Annotated in this window: 25 protein-coding genes; 19 read left to right on the forward strand and 6 right to left on the reverse strand. The window is 73.6% G+C overall.

The window, feature by feature from the left end; genetic code table 11:
• Window positions 1-49: 49 nt before the first annotated feature.
• From ettA to AC3D3D_RS13830, 3 genes are all read left to right on the forward strand, one after another.
• A complete protein-coding gene (ettA, locus tag AC3D3D_RS13820) occupies window positions 50-1,732 on the forward strand; it encodes an energy-dependent translational throttle protein EttA (protein WP_463663485.1) in 1,683 nt (560 codons plus the stop codon).
• 143 nt (window positions 1,733-1,875) lie between these two features.
• A complete protein-coding gene (locus tag AC3D3D_RS13825; RefSeq protein WP_463663484.1) occupies window positions 1,876-2,355 on the forward strand; it encodes a DUF4282 domain-containing protein in 480 nt (159 codons plus the stop codon).
• A 94-nt stretch (window positions 2,356-2,449) separates the two neighbouring features.
• Window positions 2,450-2,989 (forward strand): acyl-CoA thioesterase, encoded by a 540-nt coding sequence (locus AC3D3D_RS13830; protein WP_463663483.1) that lies wholly within the window; start codon window positions 2,450-2,452, stop codon window positions 2,987-2,989.
• Between the two features lie 9 nt (window positions 2,990-2,998).
• On the opposite strand, the gene AC3D3D_RS13835 is transcribed toward AC3D3D_RS13830, so the two are convergent.
• The gene (locus AC3D3D_RS13835) at window positions 2,999-3,916 is read right to left on the reverse strand and encodes an acyl-CoA thioesterase (protein WP_463663504.1); all 918 of its coding nucleotides are present in this window, start codon (window positions 3,914-3,916) and stop codon (window positions 2,999-3,001) included.
• Between the two features lie 83 nt (window positions 3,917-3,999).
• Window positions 4,000-4,416 carry a globin gene (locus AC3D3D_RS13840; RefSeq protein WP_463663482.1) on the reverse strand — a complete coding sequence of 139 codons (417 nt, stop codon included), beginning with the start codon at window positions 4,414-4,416 and terminating at the stop codon, window positions 4,000-4,002.
• A 137-nt stretch (window positions 4,417-4,553) separates the two neighbouring features.
• On the opposite strand from AC3D3D_RS13840, the gene malQ reads away from it, so the two are divergent.
• Window positions 4,554-6,698 carry a 4-alpha-glucanotransferase gene (malQ, locus tag AC3D3D_RS13845; RefSeq protein WP_463663481.1) on the forward strand — a complete coding sequence of 715 codons (2,145 nt, stop codon included), beginning with the start codon at window positions 4,554-4,556 and terminating at the stop codon, window positions 6,696-6,698.
• A 30-nt stretch (window positions 6,699-6,728) separates the two neighbouring features.
• Here malQ and pepN read toward each other — a convergent pair whose 3' ends face one another.
• Window positions 6,729-9,305: an aminopeptidase N gene (gene pepN, locus AC3D3D_RS13850; RefSeq protein ID WP_463663480.1), complete on the reverse strand. Its 2,577-nt coding sequence runs from the start codon at window positions 9,303-9,305 to the stop codon at window positions 6,729-6,731.
• A gap of 161 nt (window positions 9,306-9,466) precedes the next feature.
• Between pepN and AC3D3D_RS13855 the strand changes: the two genes are divergently transcribed.
• The 8 genes from AC3D3D_RS13855 to AC3D3D_RS13890 all read left to right on the forward strand — a co-directional run bounded on the left by AC3D3D_RS13855 (window position 9,467) and on the right by AC3D3D_RS13890 (window position 16,141).
• A complete protein-coding gene (locus AC3D3D_RS13855; protein ID WP_463663479.1) occupies window positions 9,467-10,093 on the forward strand; it encodes a mycothiol-dependent nitroreductase Rv2466c family protein in 627 nt (208 codons plus the stop codon).
• Window positions 10,094-10,147: 54 nt separating this feature from the next.
• Window positions 10,148-10,891, forward strand: coding sequence for a hypothetical protein (locus tag AC3D3D_RS13860; RefSeq protein WP_463663478.1), 744 nt, complete (start codon window positions 10,148-10,150; stop codon window positions 10,889-10,891).
• A 92-nt stretch (window positions 10,892-10,983) separates the two neighbouring features.
• Entirely contained in the window at window positions 10,984-11,775 is a 792-nt protein-coding gene (locus tag AC3D3D_RS13865) for a hypothetical protein (RefSeq protein WP_463663477.1), read from the forward strand.
• A gap of 187 nt (window positions 11,776-11,962) precedes the next feature.
• Window positions 11,963-12,688, forward strand: a complete 726-nt coding sequence (locus tag AC3D3D_RS13870; protein WP_463663476.1) for a hypothetical protein — start codon at window positions 11,963-11,965, stop codon at window positions 12,686-12,688.
• A gap of 120 nt (window positions 12,689-12,808) precedes the next feature.
• Window positions 12,809-13,456 carry a hypothetical protein gene (locus AC3D3D_RS13875; RefSeq protein ID WP_463663475.1) on the forward strand — a complete coding sequence of 216 codons (648 nt, stop codon included), beginning with the start codon at window positions 12,809-12,811 and terminating at the stop codon, window positions 13,454-13,456.
• A 76-nt stretch (window positions 13,457-13,532) separates the two neighbouring features.
• Complete coding sequence (locus tag AC3D3D_RS13880) at window positions 13,533-14,276, forward strand: hypothetical protein (protein ID WP_463663474.1); 744 nt, start codon at window positions 13,533-13,535, stop codon at window positions 14,274-14,276.
• 183 nt (window positions 14,277-14,459) lie between these two features.
• The gene (locus AC3D3D_RS13885; protein ID WP_463663473.1) at window positions 14,460-15,212 is read left to right on the forward strand and encodes a hypothetical protein; all 753 of its coding nucleotides are present in this window, start codon (window positions 14,460-14,462) and stop codon (window positions 15,210-15,212) included.
• Between the two features lie 188 nt (window positions 15,213-15,400).
• Window positions 15,401-16,141: a hypothetical protein gene (locus tag AC3D3D_RS13890; RefSeq protein ID WP_463663472.1), complete on the forward strand. Its 741-nt coding sequence runs from the start codon at window positions 15,401-15,403 to the stop codon at window positions 16,139-16,141.
• A gap of 3 nt (window positions 16,142-16,144) precedes the next feature.
• On the opposite strand, the gene AC3D3D_RS13895 is transcribed toward AC3D3D_RS13890, so the two are convergent.
• Window positions 16,145-18,214 (reverse strand): M13 family metallopeptidase, encoded by a 2,070-nt coding sequence (locus AC3D3D_RS13895; protein ID WP_463663471.1) that lies wholly within the window; start codon window positions 18,212-18,214, stop codon window positions 16,145-16,147.
• A gap of 44 nt (window positions 18,215-18,258) precedes the next feature.
• Between AC3D3D_RS13895 and AC3D3D_RS13900 the strand changes: the two genes are divergently transcribed.
• From AC3D3D_RS13900 to AC3D3D_RS13910, 3 genes are read left to right on the forward strand one after another with little or no spacing between them, the layout of a single operon-like run.
• Window positions 18,259-18,702, forward strand: a complete 444-nt coding sequence (locus AC3D3D_RS13900; RefSeq protein ID WP_463663470.1) for a ribose-5-phosphate isomerase — start codon at window positions 18,259-18,261, stop codon at window positions 18,700-18,702.
• The gene (locus AC3D3D_RS13905) at window positions 18,699-19,466 is read left to right on the forward strand and encodes a hypothetical protein (protein ID WP_463663469.1); all 768 of its coding nucleotides are present in this window, start codon (window positions 18,699-18,701) and stop codon (window positions 19,464-19,466) included. The genes AC3D3D_RS13900 and AC3D3D_RS13905 overlap by 4 nt, the downstream gene beginning before the upstream one ends.
• Before the next feature lie 7 nt (window positions 19,467-19,473).
• The gene (locus AC3D3D_RS13910) at window positions 19,474-20,331 is read left to right on the forward strand and encodes an alpha/beta fold hydrolase (RefSeq protein WP_463663468.1); all 858 of its coding nucleotides are present in this window, start codon (window positions 19,474-19,476) and stop codon (window positions 20,329-20,331) included.
• Between the two features lie 123 nt (window positions 20,332-20,454).
• Here the strand turns inward: AC3D3D_RS13910 and AC3D3D_RS13915 are convergent, their stop codons facing one another.
• Window positions 20,455-21,165, reverse strand: coding sequence for a hypothetical protein (locus AC3D3D_RS13915; RefSeq protein WP_463663467.1), 711 nt, complete (start codon window positions 21,163-21,165; stop codon window positions 20,455-20,457).
• Window positions 21,166-21,187: 22 nt separating this feature from the next.
• On the opposite strand from AC3D3D_RS13915, the gene AC3D3D_RS13920 reads away from it, so the two are divergent.
• From AC3D3D_RS13920 to ptsP, 4 genes are all read left to right on the forward strand, one after another.
• The gene (locus tag AC3D3D_RS13920) at window positions 21,188-21,556 is read left to right on the forward strand and encodes an MGMT family protein (RefSeq protein WP_463663466.1); all 369 of its coding nucleotides are present in this window, start codon (window positions 21,188-21,190) and stop codon (window positions 21,554-21,556) included.
• Window positions 21,549-22,619 (forward strand): Fpg/Nei family DNA glycosylase, encoded by a 1,071-nt coding sequence (locus AC3D3D_RS13925; RefSeq protein WP_463663465.1) that lies wholly within the window; start codon window positions 21,549-21,551, stop codon window positions 22,617-22,619. The genes AC3D3D_RS13920 and AC3D3D_RS13925 overlap by 8 nt, the downstream gene beginning before the upstream one ends.
• A 115-nt stretch (window positions 22,620-22,734) precedes the next feature.
• On the forward strand, window positions 22,735-23,001 hold the full coding sequence (locus tag AC3D3D_RS13930) for an HPr family phosphocarrier protein (protein ID WP_463663464.1): 267 nt from the start codon (window positions 22,735-22,737) through the stop codon (window positions 22,999-23,001).
• Window positions 23,001-24,695: a phosphoenolpyruvate--protein phosphotransferase gene (gene ptsP / locus AC3D3D_RS13935; RefSeq protein WP_463663463.1), complete on the forward strand. Its 1,695-nt coding sequence runs from the start codon at window positions 23,001-23,003 to the stop codon at window positions 24,693-24,695. Before AC3D3D_RS13930 ends, ptsP begins: the two co-directional genes overlap by 1 nt.
• A gap of 46 nt (window positions 24,696-24,741) precedes the next feature.
• Here the strand turns inward: ptsP and ulaA are convergent, their stop codons facing one another.
• Window positions 24,742-26,130, reverse strand: a complete 1,389-nt coding sequence (ulaA, locus tag AC3D3D_RS13940; RefSeq protein ID WP_463663462.1) for a PTS ascorbate transporter subunit IIC — start codon at window positions 26,128-26,130, stop codon at window positions 24,742-24,744.
• Window positions 26,131-26,134: the final 4 nt, after the last annotated feature.

The following is a 26,134-nucleotide window of genomic DNA, read 5'->3' on the forward strand; positions in this document are numbered from 1 at the left end:
GGCCGCACCGGCCGGGCACCGCACACCCACCCGCACGAGAGGGAGCTACGTGGCCGAGTACATCTACTCCATGGTCCGGGCCCGCAAGGCCCACGGGGACAAGGTCATCCTCGACGACGTCACGATGTCGTTCTACCCCGGCGCGAAGATCGGCATGGTCGGTCCCAACGGCGCCGGCAAGTCCACGATCCTCAAGATCATGGCCGGCCTGGACCAGCCGTCCAACGGCGACGCCGTCCTCACCCCCGGGTACACCGTCGGCATCCTCCTCCAGGAGCCGCCGCTGAACGAGGAGAAGACCGTCCTGGGCAACGTCCAGGAGGGCGTGGCCGACATCCTGGGCAAGGTCGAGCGGTTCAACGAGATCGGCAACGAGATGGCCGATCCCGACGCCGACTTCGACGCCCTCATGGAGGAGATGGGCAAGCTCCAGACCGAGATCGACGCCGCGAACGCCTGGGACATCGACGCCCAGCTCGAGCAGGCGATGGACGCGCTGCGCTGCCCGCCCGGCGACCAGCCCGTCACCCACCTCTCCGGTGGTGAGCGCCGCCGCGTGGCGCTGTGCAAGCTGCTCCTCGAGCAGCCCGACCTCCTGCTCCTCGACGAGCCCACGAACCACCTCGACGCCGAGTCCGTGCTCTGGCTCGAGCAGCACCTGACCAAGTACCCCGGCGCCGTCATCGCCGTCACGCACGACCGGTACTTCCTCGACCACGTGGCCGAGTGGATCGCCGAGGTGGACCGCGGCCGCCTCTACCCCTACGAGGGGAACTACTCCACCTACCTGGAGAAGAAGCAGGAGCGCCTGGCGATCCAGGGCAAGAAGGACGCGAAGATGGCCAAGCGCCTGGCCGACGAGCTCGAGTGGGTGCGCTCCAACGCCAAGGGCCGTCAGGCCAAGTCCAAGTCCCGTCTGGCCCGCTACGAGGAGATGGCCGCGGAGGCCGAGCGTACGAGGAAGCTCGACTTCGAGGAGATCCAGATCCCGCCCGGCCCGCGCCTGGGCAACATCGTCATCGAGGCCGACAAGCTGCAGAAGGGCTTCGGGGAGCGCGTCCTCATCGACGGCCTGTCGTTCACGCTGCCCCGCAACGGCATCGTCGGCGTCATCGGGCCCAACGGCGTCGGCAAGACGACCCTGTTCAAGACGATCGTCGGGCTCGAGCCCCTCGACGGCGGCGACCTCAAGGTCGGCGAGACCGTGAAGATCAGCTACGTCGACCAGTCCCGCGGCGGGATCGACCCGGACAAGAGCCTGTGGGAGGTCGTCTCCGACGGCCTGGATTTCATCCAGGTCGGTCAGGTCGAGATGCCCTCGCGCGCGTACGTCTCGGCCTTCGGCTTCAAGGGGCCGGACCAGCAGAAGCGCGCCGGCGTGCTCTCCGGCGGTGAGCGCAACCGTCTCAACCTCGCGCTCACGCTCAAGCAGGGCGGCAACCTGCTGCTCCTGGACGAGCCCACCAACGACCTCGACGTCGAGACCCTGGGCTCGCTGGAGAACGCCCTGCTCGAGTTCCCCGGCTGCGCCGTCGTCGTCACCCACGACCGGTGGTTCCTCGACCGTGTCGCTACCCACATCCTCGCCTGGGAGGGCACCGAGGAGAACCCGGCGAACTGGTACTGGTTCGAGGGCAACTTCGAGTCCTACGAGGCCAACAAGGTCCAGCGTCTCGGCGCGGACGCGGCCCGCCCGCACGCGGTGACCTACCGCAAGCTCACGCGCGACTGAGCGGCCGACCAGACCGCGAGGACCGACGACGGGCCGTCCACCACTGGGGTGGGCGGCCCGTCCACGTGGCGTCCGCCTCGGGGGCCGACTCCTGTCCGGTATGGTCCCCGCGGCCCGATCCCCTCGCTCCCAGAAGGAGACTCATGACCTACGACAACCCGTCCGCCGCCTCCGCCCCCGGTGGCCAGCCCGGCCCGCAGGGCTACCCGCAGCAGGCTGGCTACGGCCAGACCGGCCCCCAGCAGCAGGGCGGCTACGGACAGCCCGGCCCGCAGCCCGGCTACGGCCAGCCCGGCCCGCAGGGTGGCTACCCGCAGCAGGGCGGCTACGCCCCGCAGAACGCGGGCGGCGAGAACTTCTTCTCCGCCCTGTTCCGCCCCGACTTCTCCAGCTCGGCCGTCGCGAAGTTCGCCTCGGTGTTCTTCTACATCGGCGTCGCCGTCCTCGCCGTGGAGTGGATCTCGCAGATCTTCACCCTCACCAGCACCTACGGCGACGCGCCCGCCGGGCTGTGGGTGCAGTGGGTGCTCAGCCTCCTGGTCGTGCTGCTCAAGATCGTCGTCCTGCGCGGCTTCCTCGAGATCGTCGTCGCGCTCACGCGCGGCGCGGGCGACCGCCGCTAGTCGGCAGGCCGTCCCGACGGGCGGGGGAGCCGGCACGATGCCGGGTCCCCCGCCCGACGTCGTCCGGGCCGGCGCGCAGGGGGAGAATGGACCCATGCCGCGACTGACCATCCCCGTCCAGCTGCGCTGGTCCGACATCGACGCCTACCGGCACGTCAACAACGCCCGGATGCTCAGCATCCTCGAGGAGTGCCGCATCGCCGCCTTCTGGGCCTCGGTGCCGGGCGACCCGGCCGCCGACGCGGCCCAGGACCGGGCCGACGACGCCGCCGGCCGCGTCTCGGCGCTGCAGGCCGCCGCGGGCGTGCCGGGCACCAAGGTGCTGGCCACCGGCCCCGGCTCGGGGACCAACACCTACATCGCCCGCCAGGAGATCGAGTACCTCGCGCCGGTGCCGTACTCGCTCACGCCCCTGCAGGTGCAGCTGTGGATCTCCCACCTCGGCGGCGCCTCGGTCGACGTCTGCTACGAGATCCCGGGCCCCGACGGACCGGCGGCCCGCGCCCTGACCACCATGGTGCTCATCGACGAGGCCACCGGGCGCCCCCGCCGCATGACCGCCGACGAGCGCGAGGTCTGGGGCCAGTTCCTCGACGAGCCGATCCGCTTCCGCCGCCGCGGCGGGGAGGGCTGAGCCGCCCGACTACCGAAGCGAGGGCTGCTGCCACTCGACGTCGGGACCCGTACCCGCCGAGGTGGGCCGGCGGTCCTTGATCCGGACCATGCCCTCCTGGTTGACGGTGGCCACCCGCGCGCCGGAGCGGTCGTAGATGTCGGCGACCCCGAGCGCCCGCCCGCCCTGGGCGGAGGGGGAGCGCTGGACGTAGAGCAGCCACTCGTCGACCCGCAGCGGCCGGTGCCACCACATCGCGTGGTCCAGCGACGCGACGGACATGTCCTTCGTGCGCCAGTGCAGGCCCTGGCGGCGCAGCGCCGGCTCGAGGAGGACCTGGTCACAGGCGTAGGCCAGCAGGGCCCGGTGCAGGAGCTGCGGCGTCTCGGGCGGCAGCGCCGAGCGCGCCCGCATCCACAGCATCTGCCGGTCCGTGCGCTCGGGGTCCGGTCCAAGGTAGAGGTTCGGACCGACGTGGCGGATGTCGAAGGCGGCCGTCGAGGACATGAACTTCGCGACCGGGTGGTCGACCGACTCGAACAGCTCGATCGCCCCCGGCAGGGACTCCGGGTCCGGCGCCTCGGGGCCGACGTCCTGGTGGTCGAGCCCGGGCTGCTCCTCCTGGTAGGAGGAGGTGAGGGAGAAGATCGGGCGGCCGTCCTGGAACGCGTGGGTGCGCCGGGTGGAGAACGAGCGTCCGTCGTGCAGCCGCTCGACGGCGAGGCTCACGCCCTGCTCGGCGCGTCCGGGCCGCAGGAAGTAGCCGTGCACGGAGTGCAGCTGGCGCGGCCCGTCGCCGTCGTCGACGAGGGTGTCGTCGGCGGCCAGGATCGCCTGGGCGAGCACCTGCCCGCCGTAGATCCGCCCCGAGAGCTGGGGCAGCGAGTCACCGGCGTAGGTGTCCGGGCCGGTGCGCTCGAGCCGCAGCGAGCCCAGGATGAGCGCCATCTGCTCCGAGTCGCTGGTGGGCACCTCCACCACGCCGCTGCTGTCCGCCCCGGGCGGCGGCGGGACGGCGGGCACGCCCGCGCTCACGGCCGGGCCTCGAGGGTGTTGACCATCGCGTCAGCGGCCCGCACGAGGTAGTCCCACAGGTCGCGCTCGGCCTCGGCGTCGAGCTCGACCTCGTCGACGGCGGCCCGCATGTGGGTGAGCCACCGGTCCCGAGCGTCCGGGGTCACGCGGAAGGGGGCGTGCCGCATCCGCAGGCGCGGGTGGCCGCGCTGCTCGGAGTACGTGGTCGGCCCGCCCCAGTACTGCACGAGGAACATCCGCAGCCGCTCCTCGCCGCCGTCGAAGTCGCCGTCGTACATCGGCGCGAGGACATCGTCGGTGCGCACACCCTCGTAGAACCTGCGCGCGAGGTGGTCGAAGGTCGCGTGCCCGCCCATGCGCTCGAACAGCGCGGCACGCTCGTCGGCCTGCGGCCGGGGGTCGCTGGTGCTCATCGCCCCATTGTCGCCCGTGGAACCGTTGCGGCAACACGGCACCGCCTCGCGGCGCGTGCACCGATGCTCTGGCAGGATCGAGGACGATCCACCGATCGACGACGGCCGGCCAGCGCGGGCCACACGTAAGGAGCGCCATGGCTGACGCCACCCGGGACGAGGCACCCTCCGACGACCTCGCGCGGCTCGCGGAGCTCAAGGGCGTGGCGACCGACTTCTGGGACTTCCACGGCACCCACCGCGTGATCGGGGCGGACACCATCCGCGCCGCCCTCGACGCGCTCGGGGTGCCCGCCCAGACCGAGGAGGAGGTCGCCGAGTCGCTGGCCGAGCACGAGTTGGCGCCGTGGCGCGAGGTCCTGCCCGACTCGGTGGTGGTGCGCCGCGGCCACGAGTCCCGCCTCGCTGTGCACGTCCCGCTCGGCGCCGCGGTCACCGTGCACGTCGAGCTCGAGGACGGCGGCACCTGGGAGCTTGCCGACTCCGCCGAGCCCCCGGAGCTGCGCGACGTCGACGGCCGCCGCCACGCCCGCGTGGAGTTCGTCGTCCCCGCCGACCTGCCGCTCGGGTGGCACACCCTGGTGGCCCGCCCCGCCGGCTCGCGCCCGCGCCGCTCCCCGCTGGCGGTGACCCCGGACCGCCTCGACCTGCCCGAGCTCGAGGGCGGCCGCGGCTGGGGCCTGGCGGCGCAGCTGTACTCGGTGCGCTCGAACCGCTCCTGGGGGCTCGGCGACGTGGCGGACCTCGGCGAGCTGGCCGCGCTCGCCGGCGACGCCGGGGCGGACTTCGTCCTCATCAACCCCCTGCACGCGGCCCAGCCGGACCCGGACCAGTCGCCCTCGCCGTACCTGCCGGTCACCCGCCGCTTCGTCAACCCGATCTACCTGCGCCCCGAGGAGATCCACGAGGCCACCTACCTCACCGGCCCGCAGCGCTCGCTGGTGCAGTGGGCCGCCGACGAGGTCCGCCCGCTGAACTCCACCAACGAGCCGCTGGACCGGGCCGCGGTGTGGGAGGCCAAGCGGCAGGCCCTCGAGGTCATCTTCGCCGCCGGCCGCTCGCCCGCCCGCCAGCGGGCGTTCGAGCGGTTCCGCGCCGCCGAGGGCGAGGGCCTGGAGGACTTCGCCCTGTGGTGCGCCCTGTACGAGGAGCAGGCCGGCGAGCCCTGGCCCGTCGAGCTCACCGACCCGGCCAGCCCGCAGGTCGCGCTCAAGCGCGCCGAGCTGGCCGAGCGCGTGGAGTTCTTCGCCTGGCTGCAGTGGGTGCTCGACGACCAGCTCGCCGCCGCCCAGCGCGCGGCCAAGGAGTCCGGCATGGCACTGGGGATCATGCACGACCTCGCCGTCGGCGTGGACTCCCTGGGCGCCGAGCGGTGGTCGGGCCAGGAGGTCTTCGCCGCCGGCATCGAGGTCGGTGCCCCGCCGGACATGTACAACCAGCAGGGCCAGAACTGGTCCCAGCCGCCGTGGCGGCCCGACGCGCTCGCGCGCACCGCATACGCCCCGCTGCGCCAGATGGTGCGCACCGTGCTGCGCCACGCCGGGGCGGTGCGCATCGACCACGTCGTCGGCCTGTTCCGGCTGTGGTGGATCCCCGTGGGCGGCCCGGCCGACCAGGGCACCTACGTGGGCTACGACCACGAGGCGATGGTCGGCGTCGTACTGCTCGAGGCCCAGCGGGCCGGCGCGGTGGTCATCGGCGAGGACCTGGGCACCGTCGAGCCGTGGGTGCGCGAGTACCTCGCCGAGCGCGGCGTGCTCGGCACCCAGGTGTTCTGGTTCGAGAAGGACGACGACGCCGGACCGAAGCGGCCCGAGGACTACCGGCGGCTCGCGCTGGCCACCGTCGACACCCACGACCTGCCCCCGGTGGCCGGCTACCTGGCCGACGAGCACGTCGACCTGCGCGAGCGCCTGGGCCTGCTCGTCGAGCCGGTGGAGCAGGTGCGCGCGGAGTCTGCCCTGGAGCGCCGCCGCACGATCGAGCGGCTGCGCGAGTACGGGCTGGTGGGCGAGGACCCCTCCGAGCGGGAGATCCTCGAGGCCCTGCACGCCTACGTGGCCTCGACGCCGAGCTACCTCGTGGGCGTCTCCCTCGTCGACGCCGTCGGGGAACGTCGTGCGCAGAACCAGCCGGGCACCCACACCGAGTACCCCAACTGGCAGGTCCCGCTCGCCGACGGCACCGAGCAGGTCGTCCTCCTCGACGACCTGCACGGCCACCCCCGGGTGCGTTCCCTGGTGGAGACCGTCAACCGGGCGATGGGGCGCGAGCAGGACTGAGCCCGCCCGCGCCCCACGAGAGCCCGGCGCTCAGCGCCCGGCGTCGACCCGCTGGGCGCGCACGGCCCGCTCGGCGGTGTCGAGCCGCTCGGCCACCAGGCGGCGCAGCGCGGCCGGTGCGTCGGGGTGGGAGCTGAGCCACCAGCGGGTCTGCTCGACGACGTCGATCCCGGTCTCGTCCGCCCGACCCGCCAGGGCGGCGGGGAAGGCGTAGGTGACGACGTTCTGCGCCATCTCGTTGGTCTGCTCCGCCCAGACGCGCTCGAGGGAGTCGAGGTACTTCTGCACGTAGGGCGTGAGGAGGGTGACGTCGCGGACGTCGGCGAAGCCCAGGGCGGCGTAGCGCTGCTGCGTGTTGGGCAGGGCCGCGGACTCGACGATCTGCTCCCAGACCCACTTCTTGGCCTCGGGCGTGGGCCGGGCGGCCCGCACCCAGACCGCGTGCTCGCGGCCCGTGGCGGAGGGGTCGGCCCGCAGCTCGGCCTCGACGTCGGCCTCGGTCACGGCACCGGCCAGGGCCAGCCCGCGCAGCACCTCCCAGCGCTGCTGGCTGTCGACCTCCTGGCCCGCGAGCGGGGCCGAGCCGTCGATCCAGCCGCGCACCGTGGCCACCTGCTCGTCGGTGACGACCAGCTGGGCGGCGGCCCGGGAGAGCTGGAGCTGGGCGTCCGAGCCCGCCTGCGCCCCCTGGGCCAGCGCCACGAGGTCGTCGGCGACGGCCGCGCGCACCTGGTCGCGCGTGGCGGGGTCGCCGTAGCGCTCCACCCCGGTGCGCAGGTTGGCCAGCAGCACGCGCATCGCCGTCGGCTGGGTCTCCGAGGCCAGCGCCCGCAGCGCCAGGTCGAGGTAGCGGCTCGCGGCCCACTGCCCGTCGCGGGTCATGTCCCAGGCCGAGGCCAGCACGAGGGTGCGCGGCATGGCCTCGGCGAAGGCGTCGACGTGCCTGGTGGCCGCGGCCAGCGAGCGCTCGTCGAGCCGGACCTTGGCGTAGGCCATGTCCTCGTCGTTGACGAGCAGCACCGCCGGCCAGGGCCGTCCCTCGAGCCGGGGCAGCTCGGTGCGGGCGCCGTCGACGTCGACCTCCTCGCTCCAGGCGCGCACGAGCTTCTCGCCGTCGAGCTCGTAGCCGGCGACGGCGAGGCGGTGCGGACGCTGGACGGGGTGCGCCTCGGGGACGGTCTGCACGAGCGCGGCGGAGGTGATCCGCTCGGTGCCGTCCTCGCCGGTGGCGGTGGTGACCTCGGGGGTCAGGGTGGTCACGCCCGCGGACTCCAGCCACAGCTGCGACCACGTGCGCAGGTCGCGGCCGGAGGCGGCCTCGAGCTCGACGAGCAGGTCGGACAGCTCGGTGTTGCCGAAGGCGTGCTTCGCGAAGTAGCGGCGCAGGCCCGCCAGGAACGCGTCATTGCCGACGAACGCCACCAGCTGGGTGAGCACCGAGGAGCCCTTGGCGTAGGTGATGCCGTCGAAGTTGACCTCGACGTCCTCCAGGTCCTCGATGCTCGCCACGATCGGGTGGGTGGTGGGCAGCTGGTCCTGGTCGTAGGCCCACGCCTTCTCCAGGGAGGAGAAGGTCACCCACGCGTCGGAGATGCCCAGGCCCTCGGCCGCCGCCAGGTGCGAGGCGTACTCGGCGAAGGACTCGTTGAGCCACAGGTCGTTCCACCAGCGCATGGTCACCAGGTCGCCGAACCACATGTGGGCCAGCTCGTGGAGGATGGTGATGACCCGGCGCTCGCGGATCGCGCCGGAGACCGGGCCGCGGAAGACGTAGTTCTCCAGGTAGGTCACCAGCCCGACGTTCTCCATGGCGCCGGCGTTGAACTCCGGGACGAAGACCTGGTCGTACTTGGTGAACGGGTAGGGCTGGTCGAAGGCCTCCTCGTAGAAGGCGAAGCCCTGCCGGGTGACGTCCATGATCGTCTCGCCGTCGAGGTGCTCGGCCAGCGAGGCGCGCGCGTAGACGCCCAGGGGGATCGTGCGGCCGTCGCTCGAGGTCAGCTCGCCGGTGACCCCGGCGTAGGGGCCGGCGACGATCGCCGTGAGGTAGGTGGAGATGTGCGCGGTGGGGGAGAAGGTCCAGGTGCGCCCGCCCTCCTCGGCCTCGTCGACCCGGGCGGCGGACTCGTTGGAGAACACGGTCCAGTCCTGCGGGGCGGTGACGACGAAGGTGAACTCGGCCTTGAGATCGGGCTGCTCGAAGCAGGCGAAGACGCGGCGGGCGTCGGCGACCTCGAACTGGGAGTAGAGGTAGACCGCGGAGTCGATGGGGTCGACGAACCGGTGCAGGCCCTCCCCGGTGGTCATGTAGGCGCCCTCGGCGAGGACGACCAGCTCGTTGTCCTCGGCCAGGTTCTCCAACGGGATGCGCGAGTCGGCGAACACGGCGGGGTCCACGTGGTGGCCGTTGAGGGTGATGGCGTGCACCGCGGGGGCGATGAGGTCGACGAAGGTCGAGGCGCCCGCGGTGGCCGAGAACCGGATCGTCGTGCGCGTGCCGAACCGCTCGGGCCCGCGCGTGAGGTCGAGCTCGACCCGGTAGGAGCGGGTGTCGACGAGGGCGGCGCGCTCGGCGGCCTCCGCCCGGGTGAGGTTCTCTGCGGGCACGAGGGCTCCTGTCGGTCGTCGGACGTGGGGCAGGCACCGCCGTGGTGCCGGCCTGGCGCGGAAGCGCCCGTCGGGGAAGCGTAGTCGCGAGCTCCTGGGCGGCGGTGGCGACACCGCGGGCCCTCCCCGCCGCGCGGGGCCGGACGTGTGACGATGGGGCCATGACGGACGCAGCCTCGTTCCAGCCCCTCGACGTCGATCTGTGGTTCGACCCGCACTGCCCGTGGGCGTGGATGACCTCCCGCTGGCTCACCGAGGTCGCCGAGGTGCGCGGCCTCAACCTCCACCTCCACCTCATGCCGCTCGTCATCATCAACGAGGGCAAGGACGTGCCCGCCGACTACCGCGCGGGCCTCGACCAGCAGTGGGGCGTCGTGCGTGTCTTCCAGGCCGCCAAGGAGCGCCTGACCGACGAGCAGTTCGCCGCGCTCTACACCGCGGTCGGCACGCGCTTCCACCCGGGCGGCCGCGTCTCGGAGCGCCTCGACGTCGTCGCCGAGGCCCTCGCCGAGCTCGGCCTCCCCGCCGACCTGCTGGACTCCGCGGAGGACACGAGCCTGGACGAGGCCTTCCGGGCGACCACCGCCGCCGCCCAGGAGCTGGTCGGCGACGACGTCGGCGTGCCGGTCATCCGCTACGGCGAGAGCGCCTTCTTCGGCCCCGTCGTCACCCCGGCCCCGACCGGCGAGGAGGCGCTGCGCCTGTGGGACGGCTTCGCCCTCGTGGTGTCGGTGCCGGGCCTCTACGAGCTCAAGCGCACCCGCACCTCGGGCCCGATCTTCGACTGACCCCTCGGGCCGCCCGCCGGCACCGACCCCTCCACCTCACCACCTAGGAGTCCCATGCGACACGGCCGCACCCTCGGCGTCGGCGCGACGATCGCCCTCGCGGCGGCGCTCGCGGCGTGCTCTCCCGTCGACAGCCTCGACGAGGAGGAGACCTCGTCGGCCGAGGAGACCGCCTCGGAGTCCACCTCCGACGCCGGCGTGGCGAGCCCGCAGGACGAGGAGTCCAGCACGGACGAGCCCACCGAGGCGCCCAGCGGCGAGCCCGCGGAGGACGCGTCCGAGGCACCCACGGAGGACGAGGGGGATGCGGAGGAGCAGGAGCCGGACGAGGAGGGCTCGGCCGAGGTCGACGGCGAGGTCACCACCGTCGAGCACGACGCCGGCACCGTCACGTACGTGCTGCCCGAGACCTGGAACGACCTGTCCTTCGCCTACCAGGGACACCCGACGATCGTCATGGCCGCCGCCCCCCTGGAGACGGCCGCCAACGGCAGCCAGGTCACCCTCACCGCGGTCGAGGGCGGCGCCGGGTCCTTCGAGGCCTACCGGGAGGCGCTCGAGGCGCAGCGCCCGGAAGGGGCAACGATGACCGACGCCGAGCCGCTGACCGTCGAGGGCGACCAGGTGCCCGGGCTGCGGGTCGAGATGGACACCCCGCAGGGGCCGTTCGTCCAGTACACCTACCCGATCTTCGACGGCGGCTACCAGTGGGAGCTGCAGTTCGCGATGGACGCCGGCGACGAGGAGGCCGACCACCCCCAGATGCGGACGGTTGCCGAGTCGCTGACCATCGACTGAGGCTCACGGCGTCGCTGATGGGCCCCCGATCAGGGCAGATGTGCCCAGCGTGAGAGGTGTCGGCACGGCTTCCCGGTTGCGATACTCGTGTCATGCACACTTCGAAGACAGCCCCCCGACGTCACGCCGGCATCGGAGCCCTCACGCTCGCCGCCGCCCTCACGCTCGCCGCCTGCGGCGGGTCCGACGAGGCCATCGCACCCTCGACGGACGAGGACGGCCAGGCGACCGAGCCCACCGAGCCGACCGACGACTCCACCTCCGACGACGACACCACGGACGAGGACACGGACACCGACACGGACACCGACACCTCCGACGACGACGCTGACGCCGACACCTCCGACGACACCGCCGAGGAGCCGGCCGACGACGACACGTCCGACGACTCCACCTCCGACGACGACGCGGACGACGACCAGGCCGGCCCCGGCGCCGCGCCGTCGGGCGACATGCCCCAGGTCGACGTCACGTGGCCCGAGGAGTGGGTCGAGGCGACCCCGACCCTCGACGTCTCCTCGGACGCCGAGGCGGAGGTCTACGCGGAGCCGAACCCGGACGGCTTCCCCATGCAGGGCTTCGTCGTCACGTACCCGGCCGGCACCGCGCCCGAGGGCGCGACCTACGCGGACGTGGTCGTCGAGGGCCTCGGCGGCGACTCCGGTCAGCTCCAGGAGCTGGGTGAGCGCGACATCGACGGCCAGACCGCGACGGGCTACCAGCAGGACTCGGACCAGGGCGGCGGCACCCACCGCCAGCGCATGTACGGCGTGGTGCTCGAGGACGGCAGCGTCGTCGAGTTCCTCCTCGCGGCCGAGGTCGGCGAGATCACCTCGGGCATGGAGCTCTTCGAGTCCGTGCTCGACTCGGCCACCATCAACTGACGGCCGGCCACCACCGCAGCAACCACCCGAGCGCCGTCCGACCCGTCAGGGCCGGGCGGCGCTCGCGCGTGCCCGGGCTTGCCGACCGACCCGGCTCCATCCGCACGACGGCCGCCCGGCGTCGTGAGTGTCCAGCCGCACGCCTGATACCTGCGCGGACACCCGCGAGGGGTGCGACCCTGGGTGCATGACGATCCAGCTGAACCGGTCCCGCGCGACGGGTGCCGCCGTTGCGCTCGCCGGTGCTCTCGTCCTGGCCGCGTGCGGCGGGGGCGACGACGAGACCTCGATCGCGCCACCCCCGGCGCCTCCCGCGGCCACCCCCGACGGCGAGGACACCGCGGGTACGGACACGACCGGCCCGAACATCGAGACCGACACCGGCACGGACGCCGACACCAGCACCGACACGGGCACGGACTCCGGGACCGACGACGCTACGGACGCCGGGACCGACACCAGCACCGACACCGACGCCGACACCGGTGCGACACCGGTCGCCGAGGTGACCTGGCCGGCGGACTGGCAGGACCTCTCGGAGTTCAACACCGTCGACACGACCGGCATCGACTTCGAGGTCTACGGCGTCCCCGGGGGCTCGTTCGCCACGAACGGCACCCTCGCCGTCTACCCGTCCGCGCTCACCGGTGGTGCGTCCTACGAGGACCTCATGGCCGCCAACGGGCTCGACCCCTCGGCGATCACCGAGCAGCCGTCGGTGCAGGTCGACGGCCGTGACGCGATGGCCTTCGAGGTCGAGCGCGACGCGCAGGGCATCTCGATCCGCCAGCACCTGTACGCGCTCGAGCTCGAGGGCGGCATCGTGGAGATCGTCTTCTCCGCCAGCGCCGACTCCTTCGACGAGCACGTGGGGACCTTCCAGGAGATCCTCGACTCCGCGACCATCTCCTGATCCGGAGCCCGAGGCGGTCGCGCTCTCGCGGCCGACGCGCCGCTCGCCCCCGGGACGTGCGGCATATCTCACTCGCGGGTCGAGATGCGGGCGGGCACCCGATGGTGTGAGTCTGGGGCGATGACCACGACGTCCCCGCGCTCGCGCCCGGCGCTCGCCGCCGTCGCGCTTGCCGGCGCCCTCGCCCTGGCCTCCTGCGGTGGCGGGGACGAGGACCCCGACGACGCCGAGCCCGGGTCGAGCGCCGACGAGACCGCGGACGCGCCCACCGAGAGTCCCTCGGAGTCGGCGTCCGGCGACGAGTCGGCGAGCGAGTCCACCTCGGACGGCCCGCCCGAGGGGGTGCCGTCCGTCGAGGCCGAGTGGCCCGAGGGGTGGGAGGACATGTCCCCCTACATCTCGGCCGCGCCCGAGGACGCGGATGTCCAGGCGTGGGGCGACCCGCAGGTCGACCTCGCGACCGCCGTCGTCGTCATGGCCTTCCCCGAGAGCTCCGTCGGCGGCAGCACCTACCTCGAGCTCCTCGAGGAGCAGGGCGCCGACCTGTCGACCTACGCCGAGCTGGCGCCGCGCGAGATCGACGGCGTCACCGTCACCCCCTACGAGACCGTCGTCGAGGCGGAGGAGCGGCTGGTCGTCCAGCACCTGTACCCCGTCGAGCTCGAGGACGGTTCGCTGGTGGAGATCACCCTCATCGCCGACCAGGCCACCTTCGCCGAGGCCATGCCACAGTTCGAGCAGACCCTGGACTCGATCCAGATCGACTGAACCCACCCTTCCGCGCCGCCACCGGCGCGCGGGAAACGGGACCGCACGTCCTGACTCCGACCGGAAAGAGGACCCCATGAAGAACGTCAACGCACCTGTCCGCCGCTCGCTCGTCGCGGCCGTCGCCCTGGGCGCCGGTCTCACGCTCGCCGCCTGCGGCGGGGACGAGGAGAGCGAGAGCCCGGACAACGGCGAGGACACCTCCGAGACCGAGGAGACCTCCGAGACCGAGAGCGACGCCGGTGCCGAGTCCGGCTCGGACGACGCGGAGTCGCCCACGGAGGGCGGCTTCGGCGGCGAGAGCCCCAGCGACGAGGCGCCCAGCGGCGAGGCCGGATCGGCCGGCCCGGGCGGCGAGTCCGGCAGCGCGGGTGCCACCGAGGCGATCCTCGAGGTCACGGCGCCCGAGGGCTGGCAGGACCTCGTCGAGGCCGGCGTGGTCCCGCAGGGCGACGGTGTGGCCGAGACCTACGCCTACGCCCCGGCCGACGACCAGTCGCTGTCGACGAGCATCTCCGTGCTGCGCCTGCAGCCCGGCACCGTCGAGGGCGACTCGTACCTCGAGATGCTCGAGCAGAGCGGGCAGGACACCTCCCAGTTCACCGAGCTCGAGCCGCGGGACGTCGGTGGTTACGAGGCGGAGGGCCTGGAGGCCGAGGTCGACAACGGCACCGGCACCCAGACGCGGATGCAGTCCTACGGGGTCTCCCTCGACGACGGTTCCTTCGTCGAGATCGCCTTCTCGGCACCCCCCGAGGAGTTCGACGCCCAGCTGCCGGAGTTCGAGGCCGTCCTGGACTCGATCCAGGTCAACGAGTAACAGCCACGACCGTTGGTCCGCGGCCCTGACCCGCCGCGCACCCTCCGCCGACGGCGCCGCCCACCACGGGCGGCGCCGTCGGCGTTCGTCCGGGCGGCTCGGGTGCGTGACGAACGTCCCACGGGGATATCTCTCCATCCCACCTCCCCCTCTCGGACGGCCCGTTGCCCGAAGGTTGATCCCATGAAGAACACCCAGACCACTGTCCGTCGCTCCGTCATCGCCGCTGTCGCGCTCGGCGCCGGCCTCACGCTCGCCGCCTGCGGCGGGGACGAGGAGACCGAGAGCCCGGACACCGGGGAGGAGACCTCCGAGACCGAGGAGACCTCCGAGACCGAGAGCGACGCCGGCGAGGAGACCGACTCCGAGGAGAGCGACTCCGAGGGGACCGAGTCGGAGTCCGAGGACGGCGGCTTCGGCGGCGAGACCTCCAGCGACGACTCCGCCACCGGCGGCGCGGGCACCGACGGTGCCGAGTCCGGCAGCGGCGGCACCGGCGAGGAGATCATCGAGGTCACCGCCCCCGAGGGGTGGGTGGACCTCGCCGGTGAGGTGGATGTGCCGGTGCCCGCCGGTGTCGACGAGATGTACTCCTACGGCGACCCGTCCAACCCCACCTTCGCCCCCAACGTGACGATCCTGCGCTACTCGGCCGGCACGATGGGCGACGGTTCCTACATCGAGCTGCTCGAGCAGAGCGGCCAGGACACCTCGGTCTACACCGAGCTCGAGCCGCGTGACATCGCCGGCCACGAGGCCGAGGTCCTGGAGTCGGAGACCGACTACGGCCAGGGCGCCGTCCGCCAGGTGGCCTACGGCTTCCCGCTCGACGACGGCTCGTACGTCGAGATCGTCGCCTCGGCCCTGGCCGAGGAGTTCGACGCCAACCAGGCCGACTTCGACCCCGTCCTGGACTCTCTCCAGATCAACGAGTAACACCCACGATCACCGGACGCGGCACGCACCAGCCGCGCACCGATCGCCGACGGCGCCGCCCACCACGGGCGGCGCCGTCGGCGTTCGTGCGTCCGGTCCCGGTCACCGGGCATGTGGAGGGAGGGGGAGCGGGTCGAACCCTGTGGATGAGACTCGGGCCCGGACTGCGCGGCGGTGAGGCTGGCGGCATGACCTCATCGATCAGCACACGCCTCCGCCCAGCGGCCGTCGTCCTGGCAGCCGTCGCCGCCCTCGGGCTCGCCGCATGCACGCCGTCGGGGGGCCATGCCGCCCGTGACCTCGGCGTCGCCGAGCTCAGCGCCGACCAGGCCGGCGACGGCGAGGTGGCATCGACGGGTGACGACGCCGAGGCGCCGTCGGCGGGCGACGACCCCGAGGAGTCGCCGTCAGGTGACGACGCCGAGGCATCTCCGTCGGGTGAGGCCGCCGGACCGACGCCGGCCCCCGCGCCGGACGGCCCCGCCGAGACCGCCACGGACGGCGCGCCGCCGGACTCGCTCACCCTGCACGTCACCTGGCCCGAGCGGTGGGAGGAGCAACCGGCCGCCGCGGAGACCCTCCCGCCGGGCTCGATCGCCATGGGTACCGCGTTCGAGGACGGCACCGTCGCCGGGGCCACCGTCGTCGTGCACACCTCCGACCCGCCCACCGACGACATGCCCGCGCTGCTGACCTCGCGCGGCAACGACCCCGCCTCGATCACCGAGGCCGGGAGCGTCGTCGTCGCGGGGTCGCCGTCGAGCCGGTGGGAGGCCCGCGACGTCTCGGGCGAGTGGGACACGATCGCGCACGCCGTCGAAGGACCGGAGGAGGTGGTCGTGCTGCTGACCTTCGTGGTCAGCGCCGGCCACGGCGACGCCATCGAGGAGGACGTCGCCGCGGTGCTGGCCTCGGTGGAGCTGACCTGAGCGTCACCAGATGGCGACGCGCTCCTCCGGGGCCCGGTAGCCGGCGTCGGTGGGCTGCACGTCGAAGGCCTCGTGGAAGGCGGCGAGGTTGCTCGCCGTGACCGAGCAGCGGAACTCGTCGGGGGAGTGCGGGTCGGTGGCCATCTGGGTGCGCAGCACGGCGTCGCGGCTCTTCGAGCGCCACACCCGCGCCCAGCCGGTGAAGAAGCGCTGCAGGGCGGTGAGGCCGTCCACGACCGGGGCGTCGGCCAGGCTCGCGACGCCACGCTCGCGCAGGGCGATCTCGTAGGCCTTGAGCCCGATCGAGAGCCCGCCGAGGTCGCCGATGTTCTCGCCCACGGTGAGCGCGCCGTTGACCCGGTGCTCGGAGTCGGCGCCCAGCTGGGCCGGGACCAGGCCGTCGTACTGCTCGACGAGCGCCCGGGCGCGCTCCATGAAGCGCTCGCGGTCCTCCTCGGTCCACCAGTTCTCGAGGCGACCGTCGGGCCCGAACTTCGAGCCCTGGTCGTCGAAGCCGTGGCCGATCTCGTGGCCGATGACCGCGCCGATGCCGCCGTAGTTGAAGGCGTCGTCCGCCTCGGGGTCGAAGAACGGGGGCTGGAGGATGGCCGCCGGGAAGACGATCTCGTTCCAGGACGGGTTGTAGTAGGCGTTGACCGTCTGCGGGGTCATTAGCCACTCGCGGCGGTCGACCTCGGTGCCGTAGCGGGACAGCTCGTCGTCCCACCAGAAGGCGCGGCCCGCCCGCACCGTGCCCACGAGGTCCCCGGGGGTGACCGTCAGGCCGGTCGAGTCGCGCCAGACCTCGGGGTAGCCCACCTTGGGGTTGAAGGCGGCGAGCTTGACCTGGGCGCGCTCCTTGGTCTCGGCGCCCATCCAGTCCAGGTCCTCGATCGAGCGCCGGTAGGCCTCGACGAGGTTCGCGACCAGGCCGTCCATGTGGGCCTTGTGGGTCGGCGGGAAGTGCCGGTCGACGTAGAGGCGGCCGACGTCCTCGCCGAGGAGCCCCTCGACCAGGGCCACGCCCCGGCGCCAGCGCTCCCGGTTCTGCTCCGCGCCCGTCAGCGTGCGGCCGGCGAAGTCGAAGCGCTCCTCGACGACCTCCTCGGTGAGGAACGGGGCGCGCGCCGCCGCCGCGTGGAAGGACAGCCACAGGCGCAGGTCCGTCACGGGGGCCTCGGCCCAGGTCCTTGCCGCACCGGAGATCGCCGAGGGCGTGGCCACGAGCAGCTTGAGCTCGCCGTCGGGCAGGCGCAGGCCCTGGCGGTAGGCCGTCCAGTCGAGCCCGGGCGCCGAGGCGACGAGCTCGTCGAAAGTCATCGGGTTGTCGATCTGGTCGGCCTCGCGGGTGCGGACGTTGTCCCAGTGGTCGGCGGCGACGGCGGTCTCCAGGGCGAGCACGCGCTCCGCGGCGGCCTGCCCCTCGCCGGCCTCGACGGCGCCGACCAGCTCGAGCAGCCGCGCGACGTGGGCGACGTAGGCCGCGCGCACCTCGGCGTGCTCGTCCTCGCGGTAGTAGGCCTCGTCGGGCAGCCCGATGCCGTCCTGGGCGAACCACACGAGGTAGTCGGGGTCGGAGATGCCGGGGGAGACGTCGAGGCCGAACAGGCCCCCGACGCCGGTGCGCTGCAGCTCGCCCATCACCCGGGCGAGCGCGGTGTGGTCCTCCGCGCCCACGATCGCCTGCAGGTCGGCGGCCAGCGGCGCCGTACCGGCGGCCTCGATCGCCTCGGTGTCCATGAAGGTCGCGTACAGGGCACCGATCTTGGCCGCGGCGTCCGCGCCCGTGACCGGGGCGGTGCTCGGTGCGGTCCCCGACGGGCCGGCGCCGTCGGTGTCCTCGACGGCGGTGTCCTCGACGGCGGCGCCGAGCTCCTCGATGAGGGCGCGCACCCGGTCCTCGGAGCGGTCGCGCAGGTCGACGAAGGCGCCGATGCGGGCGCGGTCGCCGGGGATCTCGGTGCTGCTGAGCCAGGCCCCGTTGACGTGACGGAAGAGGTCGTCCTGCGGCCGCACGTCCTCGTCGACGAAGGCACGGAAGTCGGTGGGGGTCTCGGAGCTCTCGAGGGTCATACGACCAGGGTAGGTCCAACCACGGACGTGCCAGACTGTGCGCCATGCGCGTCCACATCGCCGCCGATCACGCCGGCTTCGAGCTCAAGTCCGCACTGACGGCCCACCTCGTCGAGGGCGGGCACGACGTCGTCGACCACGGCGCGGAGGTCTACGACGCCGAGGACGACTACCCCTCGTTCTGCGCCGACGCCGGTCGTGCCGTCGTCGCCGAGCCGGGTTCGCTCGGCGTCGTCATCGGCGGGTCGGGCAACGGCGAGCAGATCGCGGCGAACAAGGTGCCCGGCGTGCGCGCCGGCCTCGCCTGGTCGCAGGAGACCGCGCGGCTCACGCGCGCGCACAACGACGCCAACGTCGTCGGCATCGGCGCCCGCATGCACACCGAGGCCGAGGCCTTCGCCATCGTCGACGCCTTCCTCGCCGAGCCCTTCTCCGGCGAGGCCCGCCACCAGCGGCGCATCGACCAGGTCGCCGAGCTCGAGCGATGACCGCCGCCGGGACCCGGGCCGTGCCGACCGCCCGTGCCCGCCGCGCGGTCGTGCCGGCGGCCGCGCTGGCGCTCGCCCTTACCCTGACCGCCTGCGGCGGCGAGGAGGACGAGGCCGATCCGACCGACCCCGCGCCGACCGCCACCGCGGAGCCCGAGGAGTCGGGCACCACCGCCCAGGACGGGTCCGACGCCGCGAGCGACGGCGGGACGGTCGGCGACGGTGCTGACGAGGCACCGAGCGACGGCGGGACGTCCGCCGACGGCGCCGACGAGGCACCGAGCGACGACCAGGACCCGCAGGATCCCGCGGACGGCGAGGGCACGCCGGGCGGTATCCCGCCGGTCTCGTTGACCTGGCCGGCCGGGTGGGTCGACCTCAACGACCTTGTGGGACCCGGCGCGCCCGGGACGCAGCTGGAGATGTTCGGCGTGGACGAGACCATCGTGTACCCCGCGGGCGTCCTCACCGTCTACGACGAGTCGATGGTGGCGGGCCGGACGTTCGAGGAGATGGTCGTGGCCGAGGGGGCGGACCCGGCGATGCTCGCAGCCCTGCCCGAACGGGAGGTCGCCGGCCAGACCGTGAGCCCCTTCGAGGTCGAGATCGAGCAAGGCGGCTTCGAGCTCGTGCAACGCTTCTACCCCCTCGACCTCGGGGACGGCCGGCTCGCCGCGATCACGTTCACCGCATTCGTGGAGGACCTCCCCGACGCGGACCCGGTCTTCGACGCGCTCCTCGACTCCGTCGCGCTCGACGGCTGACCGCCGGGTGCAGGGACAGGTCGGCCGCGGGACCACGGCCCGGACGGACACCGGTGCGGCGTCCGCGACGCTCGTCCTGATCGGCGGCAGCGGGCTCGGCCGCGGGCTGTGGGACCGGGTGACCCCGCACCTGACCGGCGCCGGGTGCCGCGTGGTCACCCCGCAGCTGCGCGGAATCGACGGCGATCCCACGCCGCCCGCAGGCGTCACCCTCACGCATTGGGTCGAGGACGTCGTGGCGGCGCTCGCGCGGGTGAGCGGGCCGTGCACGATCGTGGCCCACTCCTTCGCGGCGTACGTCGTCGCGGGGGTGCTGGAGGGTCGACGCACGGCGGGGATGGTGGACCGTCGGGGCGTGGCGGGGATGGCGAACGGCGGCGCGGACCCGGCCGACCACGCCGACCTCGCCGCACGCGCCGACGTCGCCGACCGCGTCGACTCCGTGGTGATGATCGACGCCGTCCTGCCCCGGCCGGGCCGGTCCTGGTTCGACGAGCAGGGGGAGGGAGCCGAGCAGGTGATGTCCACCCTCGCCGTCGGGGGAGCGACGCCCTGGTTCACCCGACGGGAGATCGACGCCCTCTACCCGGACCACGGCCTGACGGACGAGGACTACGCCTGGCTGACCGCCCGGGCGAGCGGGCAGCCGCTGCCCACCTACGCCGAGCCGGCCGCGCGGCGACCGATCGAGGACGCTGGCGTCGACCTGGCGCTCGTGCGCTGCCTGCGCACCGACCCGCCCACCGCGCCGGTGACGGCGGCGACCCCGGGGTGGCGCTACCGGGAGATCGACGCCGGGCACTGGCCGATGGTCACCGCCCCGCGGGCGACGGCCGAGGTGATCCTCGAGCTCGTCGGCGTCTGAGCGCGTGGCCGGTCCCGCAAGCGGACCGGGCTCTGCTCACCCGTCGTGAACGGTGGCCGGCGGCGTCGTCGGGAAGGTGGGTGGACCGAAATCTTGCTCACTCGTCGTGAGCGGGGGATGAGGCTACCGGCGGCGGGCGGAGCCGCGGACGCTGAGCGCCGCGCACAGCGCGGCCAGCGGCACCACGGCCAGCGCCGGGGGACCGGTCAGCACCGCGGCCACGGCCACCGCCGGGCCCTGCACGAGCCAGGCCAGGGGGACCACGGTGGTCTGCTTCCGGCCGGCGATCGCCTGTGCCCGGGCGCGCTCGGCCTCCTCGCCCGGCGCGAACAGCGAACGGCGCCAGAGGGCGGCGGCCGCGGCGTCGGCCAGGGCCGAGGCCGTCCACCAGGCACCGCCGGCCACGAGCGCCGCCGCCCACAACGGACCCTCGGTCGCCGAGACGAGCAGCCCGGCGGCCAGACCCACGACCGGGCCGAGCGCCGCCGTCGTGGCCGCGCCGGCCGCCACCCCGAGCCGGGGGGAGCGGCCGCCGACCAGGCGGGCGGCCAGCACGCCGAGCGCCGTCGCGAGCAGCCAGCCGAGGGCCACGACGAGCGCGAGCAGGAGGGAACGCGACAGGTCCCCGGCCACCCCCGCCCAGATCAGCCCGCCCGCGAGCGGGAGCGCCGCGCCGGCGGTGCGCAGTGCCGATCGGGTCAGCGAGCGTCGGGCGGCGGCGGTCAGCTCGGCGCGGACGTCGATGTGCTCGTGGGGCACCGAGCCGTCGCAGTGTGAGCAACCTGCCCCGTGGGCGTCGGCGGTGCTGGGCGTGGGAAGGGTGGAGGAGGACATGTTGCCTGGAATCATAGGGAACATGTCCGTCCCCCGGTCCGCGCCGACCACACCGACCGAGCTCGCCGAGCTCGTGCTCGACGTCGCGCAGCAGGTCCCCGAGGGACGCGCGACGACCTACGGGCTCATCGCCGAGGCCGTGCGGGAGCGCACCGGGCACGGCAGCCCCCGCTACGTCGGCACCGTCCTGGCCCGGCACGGGCACCTCGTGCCCTGGTGGCGGGTGGTGCGCGCGGACGGGACCCTGCCGCGCCAGCTGCGCGCCGACGCGCAGGCCCGCTACCGCGACGAGGGCACCCCGCTCGAGCCGCACGTGCCGACGATGGTCGACCTGCGCCGCGCCCTGTGGGACGCCCCGACCGCGTGGAAGGCACCCGTGGGCGATGCCTGAGGGACACTCCATCCGCCGGCTGGCCACCCTCCTCGACCAGCTCTTCACCGGCCGGTCCGTGCGCGCCACCTCCCCGCAGGGCCGGTTCGACGCGGGCGCCGCGGTCATCGACGGCTGGACCGTCACCGGTACGGACGCGCACGGCAAGCACCTGTTCATCGAGCTCGAGCCGCCCGGCGGCGGGGAGCCGAGGGTCGTGCACATCCACCTCGGCCTGTACGGCGCGTGGTCCTTCGCCACCGCCGACGGCGCCGCCCCCCACGCGATCGGCGCGCCCCGCGTGCCCGGGGGCGGGTCCCCCGCGAGCGGGGACCGCGCGGGCGCGCTGCTCGCGGACAGCCCCGTCGGGCGGGGCCGGGTGGCGTCGTCGCAGAACGCGGAGGACTACATCACCCTGGTCGCCGGCGGTGACGAGGCCGGGCAGTTCGTGCCGCCCGAACCCAGGCCCACCGTGCGGCTCCGCCTGACGACCGAGTCCGTCGCCGCCGACCTCACCGGCCCGGCGCGCTGCGACCTCATCGACCTCGTCCAGAAGGAGGCCGTGCACGAGCGGCTCGGGCCCGACCCCCTGCGGACTGCAGACGTGCCGGACGGGCGCGCCGACGTCGAGCACTTCGTGGCGGCCGTCCGGCGCACGAGGCGCTCCGTCGGCGAGCTGCTCATGGACCAGTCCGTCATCGCGGGCGTCGGCAACATCTACCGGGCCGAGGCGCTGTTCCGCGCCCGGATCCACCCCCGCACCGAGGGGCGCGCGGTGAGCGTACGGCGGCTCCGCGCGATGTGGGACGACATCGGCGCGTTGCTGCGCTCCGGCGTCGATCTCGGCGTGATCGTCACCACTCTCCCCGAGGACCGACCGGGCCCGGCCCCGGCCACCTGGGCGCGGGCCGCGGAGCGGGCCACCGACGAGGAGGCCGACTACCGCTGGTACGTCTACCGCCGCGCGGGCCGCCCCTGCCACGTGTGCGCGCGGCCCGTCTCGGTCGAGGACATGGCCGGGCGCACCGTCTTCTGGTGCGCGGGCTGCCAGAAGCGCCTGCGGGTGCGCACCCGCGCGGCCTGACGGGGGCTCCCGACGACGGGCCTCCCCGGGCGCGACGCCGGGCAGCGCCCGCCGATACCCTGGGCACCCAGTCGTCGGCGCCTGTCCGGTCGTCGACCCGGACGAAGGAGCCCCCATGGCCCAGCGCACCGCCGTCGTCGCCTCACCCCATGGACTGCACGCCCGCCCCGCCTCGGAGTTCGTTGCCGCTGCCGCGGGGTCCGGCGTCGAGGTGACGATCGCCCGGACCGGCGGCACCCCGGTCCCCGCGGCCTCGATCCTGTCGGTGATGTCGCTCGGCGTGAAGCAGGGCGACGAGGTCGTCCTCGAGGCCGAGGGCGAGGGCGCCGAGAGCGCGCTGGACGCCCTCAAGGAGCGCCTCGAGACCGAGGAGGGCGCCTGATGGGCGCCGGGCGCGAGCTGGCCGGCATCGGCGTCGGGAGCAGGGGCGTCGTCGGCCCGGTGCGCCTCGTGCGCCCCGCCCCGACCGTCCCGGCCGACGAGCCGGCCCCCGCTGAACCCGAGAAGGGGAAGCGCCAGGTCACCGAGGCGCTCGCCGCCGTCGGGGCCGACCTCATGACGCGGGCCGAGGCGGCCGCCGGCACCACGCTCGGCGACGTCCTGTCCGCCGCCGCGCAGATGGCCGGGGACCCCGCCCTCGCCGCCCGCGCCGCCGAGCTCGTCGCCGGTGGCACGGGGCCCGCGACCGCCGTCGACACCGCCGTCGAGGAGTTCGCCACCACCTTCGAGTCGATCGGCGGCTACATGGCCGAGCGGGTGACCGACCTGCGCTCGGTGCGCGACCGCGTCGTCGCTCGGCTGACCGGGCAGCCCGAGCCCGGCGTCGAGCTGGATGCGCCCGCCGTGGTCGTCGCCCGCGACCTCTCGCCCGCCGACACCTCCGCCCTCGACCTCACCCTCGTCCTCGGCATCGTCACCGAGGAGGGCGGGGCCACCTCGCACACCGCGATCATCGCCGGACAGCTCGGGCTGCCCTGCGTCGTGCGGGCCGAAGGAGCCACCGGGCTCGACGACGGCACGACCGTCGCCGTCGACGCCGCCGGGTCGCGGGTCGTGGTCGACCCCGGGCCCGACGTCGTCGCCGCCATCGAGCACCGGGCGGAGGCCGTCGCCGCGCTCGAGGGCGACACGGCCCCCGGTGCCACCGCCGACGGCCACGCCGTCCAGCTGCTCGCCAACATCGGCACCGCCGAGGACGCCAAGCGCGCCGCCGGCAGCGGCGCCGAGGGCGTCGGCCTGTTCCGCACCGAGGTGCTCTTCCTCGACGCCACCGAGGCGCCGGGTGTCGCCGAGCAGGCCGAGACCTACGCGCGCGTGCTGCGGGCCTTCGCCGGCCACAAGGTCGTCGTGCGCACCCTCGATGCCGGGGCCGACAAGCCGCTGGCCTTCGCCAACCAGCAGGCCGAGGAGAACCCGGCGCTCGGCGTGCGCGGCTACCGGCTCGTGCGCACCCTGCCCGAGCTGCTGGGCGACCAGCTCGCCGCGCTCGCTCAGGCCAAGGAGCTGGCGGGGGAGGAGGGGGCCGAGCTGTGGGTGATGGCTCCCATGGTCTCCACCCCCGCCGAGGCCGCGGCCTTCGCCGCCGCCGCGCGGGCCACCGGGATCGGCACCGTCGGCGTCATGGTCGAGGTGCCGGCGCTCGCCCTGCGCGCGGACCGGCTGCTCGCCGAGGTCGACTTCGCCTCGCTGGGGACCAACGACCTCGCCCAGTACACGATGGCCGTCGACCGGCTCGAGGGCCGGCTCGCCGACCTGCTCGACAAGTGGCAGCCCGCCGTCCTCGAGCTCGTCGGCCGCACCGCGCAGGCGGGGGCTGCCGCCGGGAGGCCGGTCGGCGTGTGCGGTGAGTCCGCCGGCGACCCGCTCATGGCGCTCGTGCTCACCGGCCTGGGCATCACCAGCCTGTCGATGTCCGCCGGCTCCCTGCCGGAGGTGCGCTTCGCGCTGCGCTCGCACACGCTGGCCCGGTGCGAGGAGATGGCCCGGGCCGCCCTGGACGCGGACGATCCGGAGGCGGCGCGGGCCGCCGTGGCCGAGCTGGTCGCGCCCGAGGTGCGCGAGGTGCTGGGGGTCTGACCCGTCGCGTGGTCGCCCCGTTCGTCGTGCAGACGGGTGCCGGGCGTCAGGCGTCCGCCGGGGCCTCCTCCGTGGCCGTCTCGGTCCGGCGCCGGCGCCGACCGACCAGAGCGCTCGCGACGAACATGAGGACGACGCCGACGATGATGCCGGCGACGATCGCCCACTTCCCACCGGCCTGGTCGAGCCAGCCGATGAACAGGCCGAACCCGTAGTCGGAGTCGCCGAAGGTCGTGCTGGCGGTCCCGAACTCGCCGAGCATCCGCAGCAGCGCGAGAGGTACCACGGTGATGAGGGCGCCGTTGGCGAACGCACCGAGGATGGCACCGCGGCGCCCGCCCTGGGCGTTGCCGATGACACCGGCGGCGCCGCCGGTCATGAAGTGGGCGATGATGCCCGGGATGATGACGGCGCTGCCCGCCACGCCCATGATCGCCATGCCGATGATGCCTGCGACGAGCGAGCTGAGGAAGCCGATCATCACCGCGTTCGGGGCGAACGGGAACGTCACCGGGACGTCGAGCGCCGGCTTGGCATTGGGGACGAGTCGTTCGGAGATCCCCTTGAAGGCGGGCACGATCTCCGCGAGGATCACGCGCACGCCGGCGAGGATGATGAACACGCCCGCCGAGAACTGGCCCGCCGCCATGAGTGCCCAGACGACGTAGTTCTGGCCGTCGGAGATCTCCGTCGAGACGTATGCAGGCCCGGCGATGAGGGCGACGACGAGGAAGATCAGCCCCATCGAGAGCGCCACGATGACGGTGGTGTCGCGGACGAAGCCGAGGGACTTGGGAACGTTGACCTTCTCGGTCGACCGCTCCGGGTCGCCCTTCGTCACCTTGGCGACGAGTCCGGACAGGGCGATGCCGACACCACCGGTGTGGCCGAGGGCAATGTCGTCGTTGCCGGTGACCTTGCGCATGAACGGCTGCACGAGGGCGGGGGAGATCGTCACGATGAGGGCCTCGGCGATCGAGCCCCACAGGATGGCCTCCCACTGCGACATGCCCGCGGTGATGAGCAGGACGGCGATCATCGCGGACTGGTACAGCGCGACGTGGCCGGAGAGGTAGATGTACTTGAAGTTGGTCAGTCGCGCGAAGAGGACGTTGATGACCATGCCGAAGAAGAAGATCAGCGCGGCCGTGGTGCCGTAGTCGATGAGGACGGGACCGACGATGGCCTCGTTGTTAGGGACGACACCCTGCACGCCGAAGACCTCGGAGAACATGGCGCCGAACGGGTCAAGCGCCGCGACGACGACGCCCGCACCTGCGGAGAGCACGAGGAACCCGACGAAGGTCCGGATCGTGCCCTTCATGATGTCCGAGCCGCTCTTGCGCTGGAGGCCCAGCCCGAGGAGCGCGATGAGGGCGACGAGGATCGCCGGTTGACTGAAGACGTCCACGAGGACGTCGAGGACCGAGTTCATGTGA

It is taken from the genome of Georgenia sp. X1117 (assembly GCF_057784635.1).

Excerpts from the sequence above, each read along its gene's own strand:
- AC3D3D_RS13825 (WP_463663484.1), top strand. The coding sequence starts at position 1,876 with ATGACCTACGACAACCCGTCCGCCGCCTCCGCCCCCGGTGGCCAGCCC.
- AC3D3D_RS13830 (WP_463663483.1), top strand. The coding sequence starts at position 2,450 with ATGCCGCGACTGACCATCCCCGTCCAGCTGCGCTGGTCCGACATCGAC.
- AC3D3D_RS13835 (WP_463663504.1), bottom strand. The coding sequence starts at position 3,916 with ATGGCGCTCATCCTGGGCTCGCTGCGGCTCGAGCGCACCGGCCCGGAC.
- AC3D3D_RS13840 (WP_463663482.1), bottom strand. The coding sequence starts at position 4,416 with ATGAGCACCAGCGACCCCCGGCCGCAGGCCGACGAGCGTGCCGCGCTG.
- malQ (WP_463663481.1), top strand. The coding sequence starts at position 4,554 with ATGGCTGACGCCACCCGGGACGAGGCACCCTCCGACGACCTCGCGCGG.
- AC3D3D_RS13855 (WP_463663479.1), top strand. The coding sequence starts at position 9,467 with ATGACGGACGCAGCCTCGTTCCAGCCCCTCGACGTCGATCTGTGGTTC.
- AC3D3D_RS13860 (WP_463663478.1), top strand. The coding sequence starts at position 10,148 with ATGCGACACGGCCGCACCCTCGGCGTCGGCGCGACGATCGCCCTCGCG.
- AC3D3D_RS13865 (WP_463663477.1), top strand. The coding sequence starts at position 10,984 with ATGCACACTTCGAAGACAGCCCCCCGACGTCACGCCGGCATCGGAGCC.
- AC3D3D_RS13870 (WP_463663476.1), top strand. The coding sequence starts at position 11,963 with ATGACGATCCAGCTGAACCGGTCCCGCGCGACGGGTGCCGCCGTTGCG.
- AC3D3D_RS13875 (WP_463663475.1), top strand. The coding sequence starts at position 12,809 with ATGACCACGACGTCCCCGCGCTCGCGCCCGGCGCTCGCCGCCGTCGCG.
- AC3D3D_RS13880 (WP_463663474.1), top strand. The coding sequence starts at position 13,533 with ATGAAGAACGTCAACGCACCTGTCCGCCGCTCGCTCGTCGCGGCCGTC.
- AC3D3D_RS13885 (WP_463663473.1), top strand. The coding sequence starts at position 14,460 with ATGAAGAACACCCAGACCACTGTCCGTCGCTCCGTCATCGCCGCTGTC.
- AC3D3D_RS13890 (WP_463663472.1), top strand. The coding sequence starts at position 15,401 with ATGACCTCATCGATCAGCACACGCCTCCGCCCAGCGGCCGTCGTCCTG.
- AC3D3D_RS13895 (WP_463663471.1), bottom strand. The coding sequence starts at position 18,214 with ATGACCCTCGAGAGCTCCGAGACCCCCACCGACTTCCGTGCCTTCGTC.
- AC3D3D_RS13900 (WP_463663470.1), top strand. The coding sequence starts at position 18,259 with ATGCGCGTCCACATCGCCGCCGATCACGCCGGCTTCGAGCTCAAGTCC.
- AC3D3D_RS13905 (WP_463663469.1), top strand. The coding sequence starts at position 18,699 with ATGACCGCCGCCGGGACCCGGGCCGTGCCGACCGCCCGTGCCCGCCGC.
- AC3D3D_RS13915 (WP_463663467.1), bottom strand. The coding sequence starts at position 21,165 with ATGTCCTCCTCCACCCTTCCCACGCCCAGCACCGCCGACGCCCACGGG.
- AC3D3D_RS13920 (WP_463663466.1), top strand. The coding sequence starts at position 21,188 with ATGTCCGTCCCCCGGTCCGCGCCGACCACACCGACCGAGCTCGCCGAG.
- AC3D3D_RS13925 (WP_463663465.1), top strand. The coding sequence starts at position 21,549 with ATGCCTGAGGGACACTCCATCCGCCGGCTGGCCACCCTCCTCGACCAG.
- AC3D3D_RS13930 (WP_463663464.1), top strand. The coding sequence starts at position 22,735 with ATGGCCCAGCGCACCGCCGTCGTCGCCTCACCCCATGGACTGCACGCC.
- ptsP (WP_463663463.1), top strand. The coding sequence starts at position 23,001 with ATGGGCGCCGGGCGCGAGCTGGCCGGCATCGGCGTCGGGAGCAGGGGC.
- ulaA (WP_463663462.1), bottom strand. The coding sequence starts at position 26,130 with ATGAACTCGGTCCTCGACGTCCTCGTGGACGTCTTCAGTCAACCGGCG.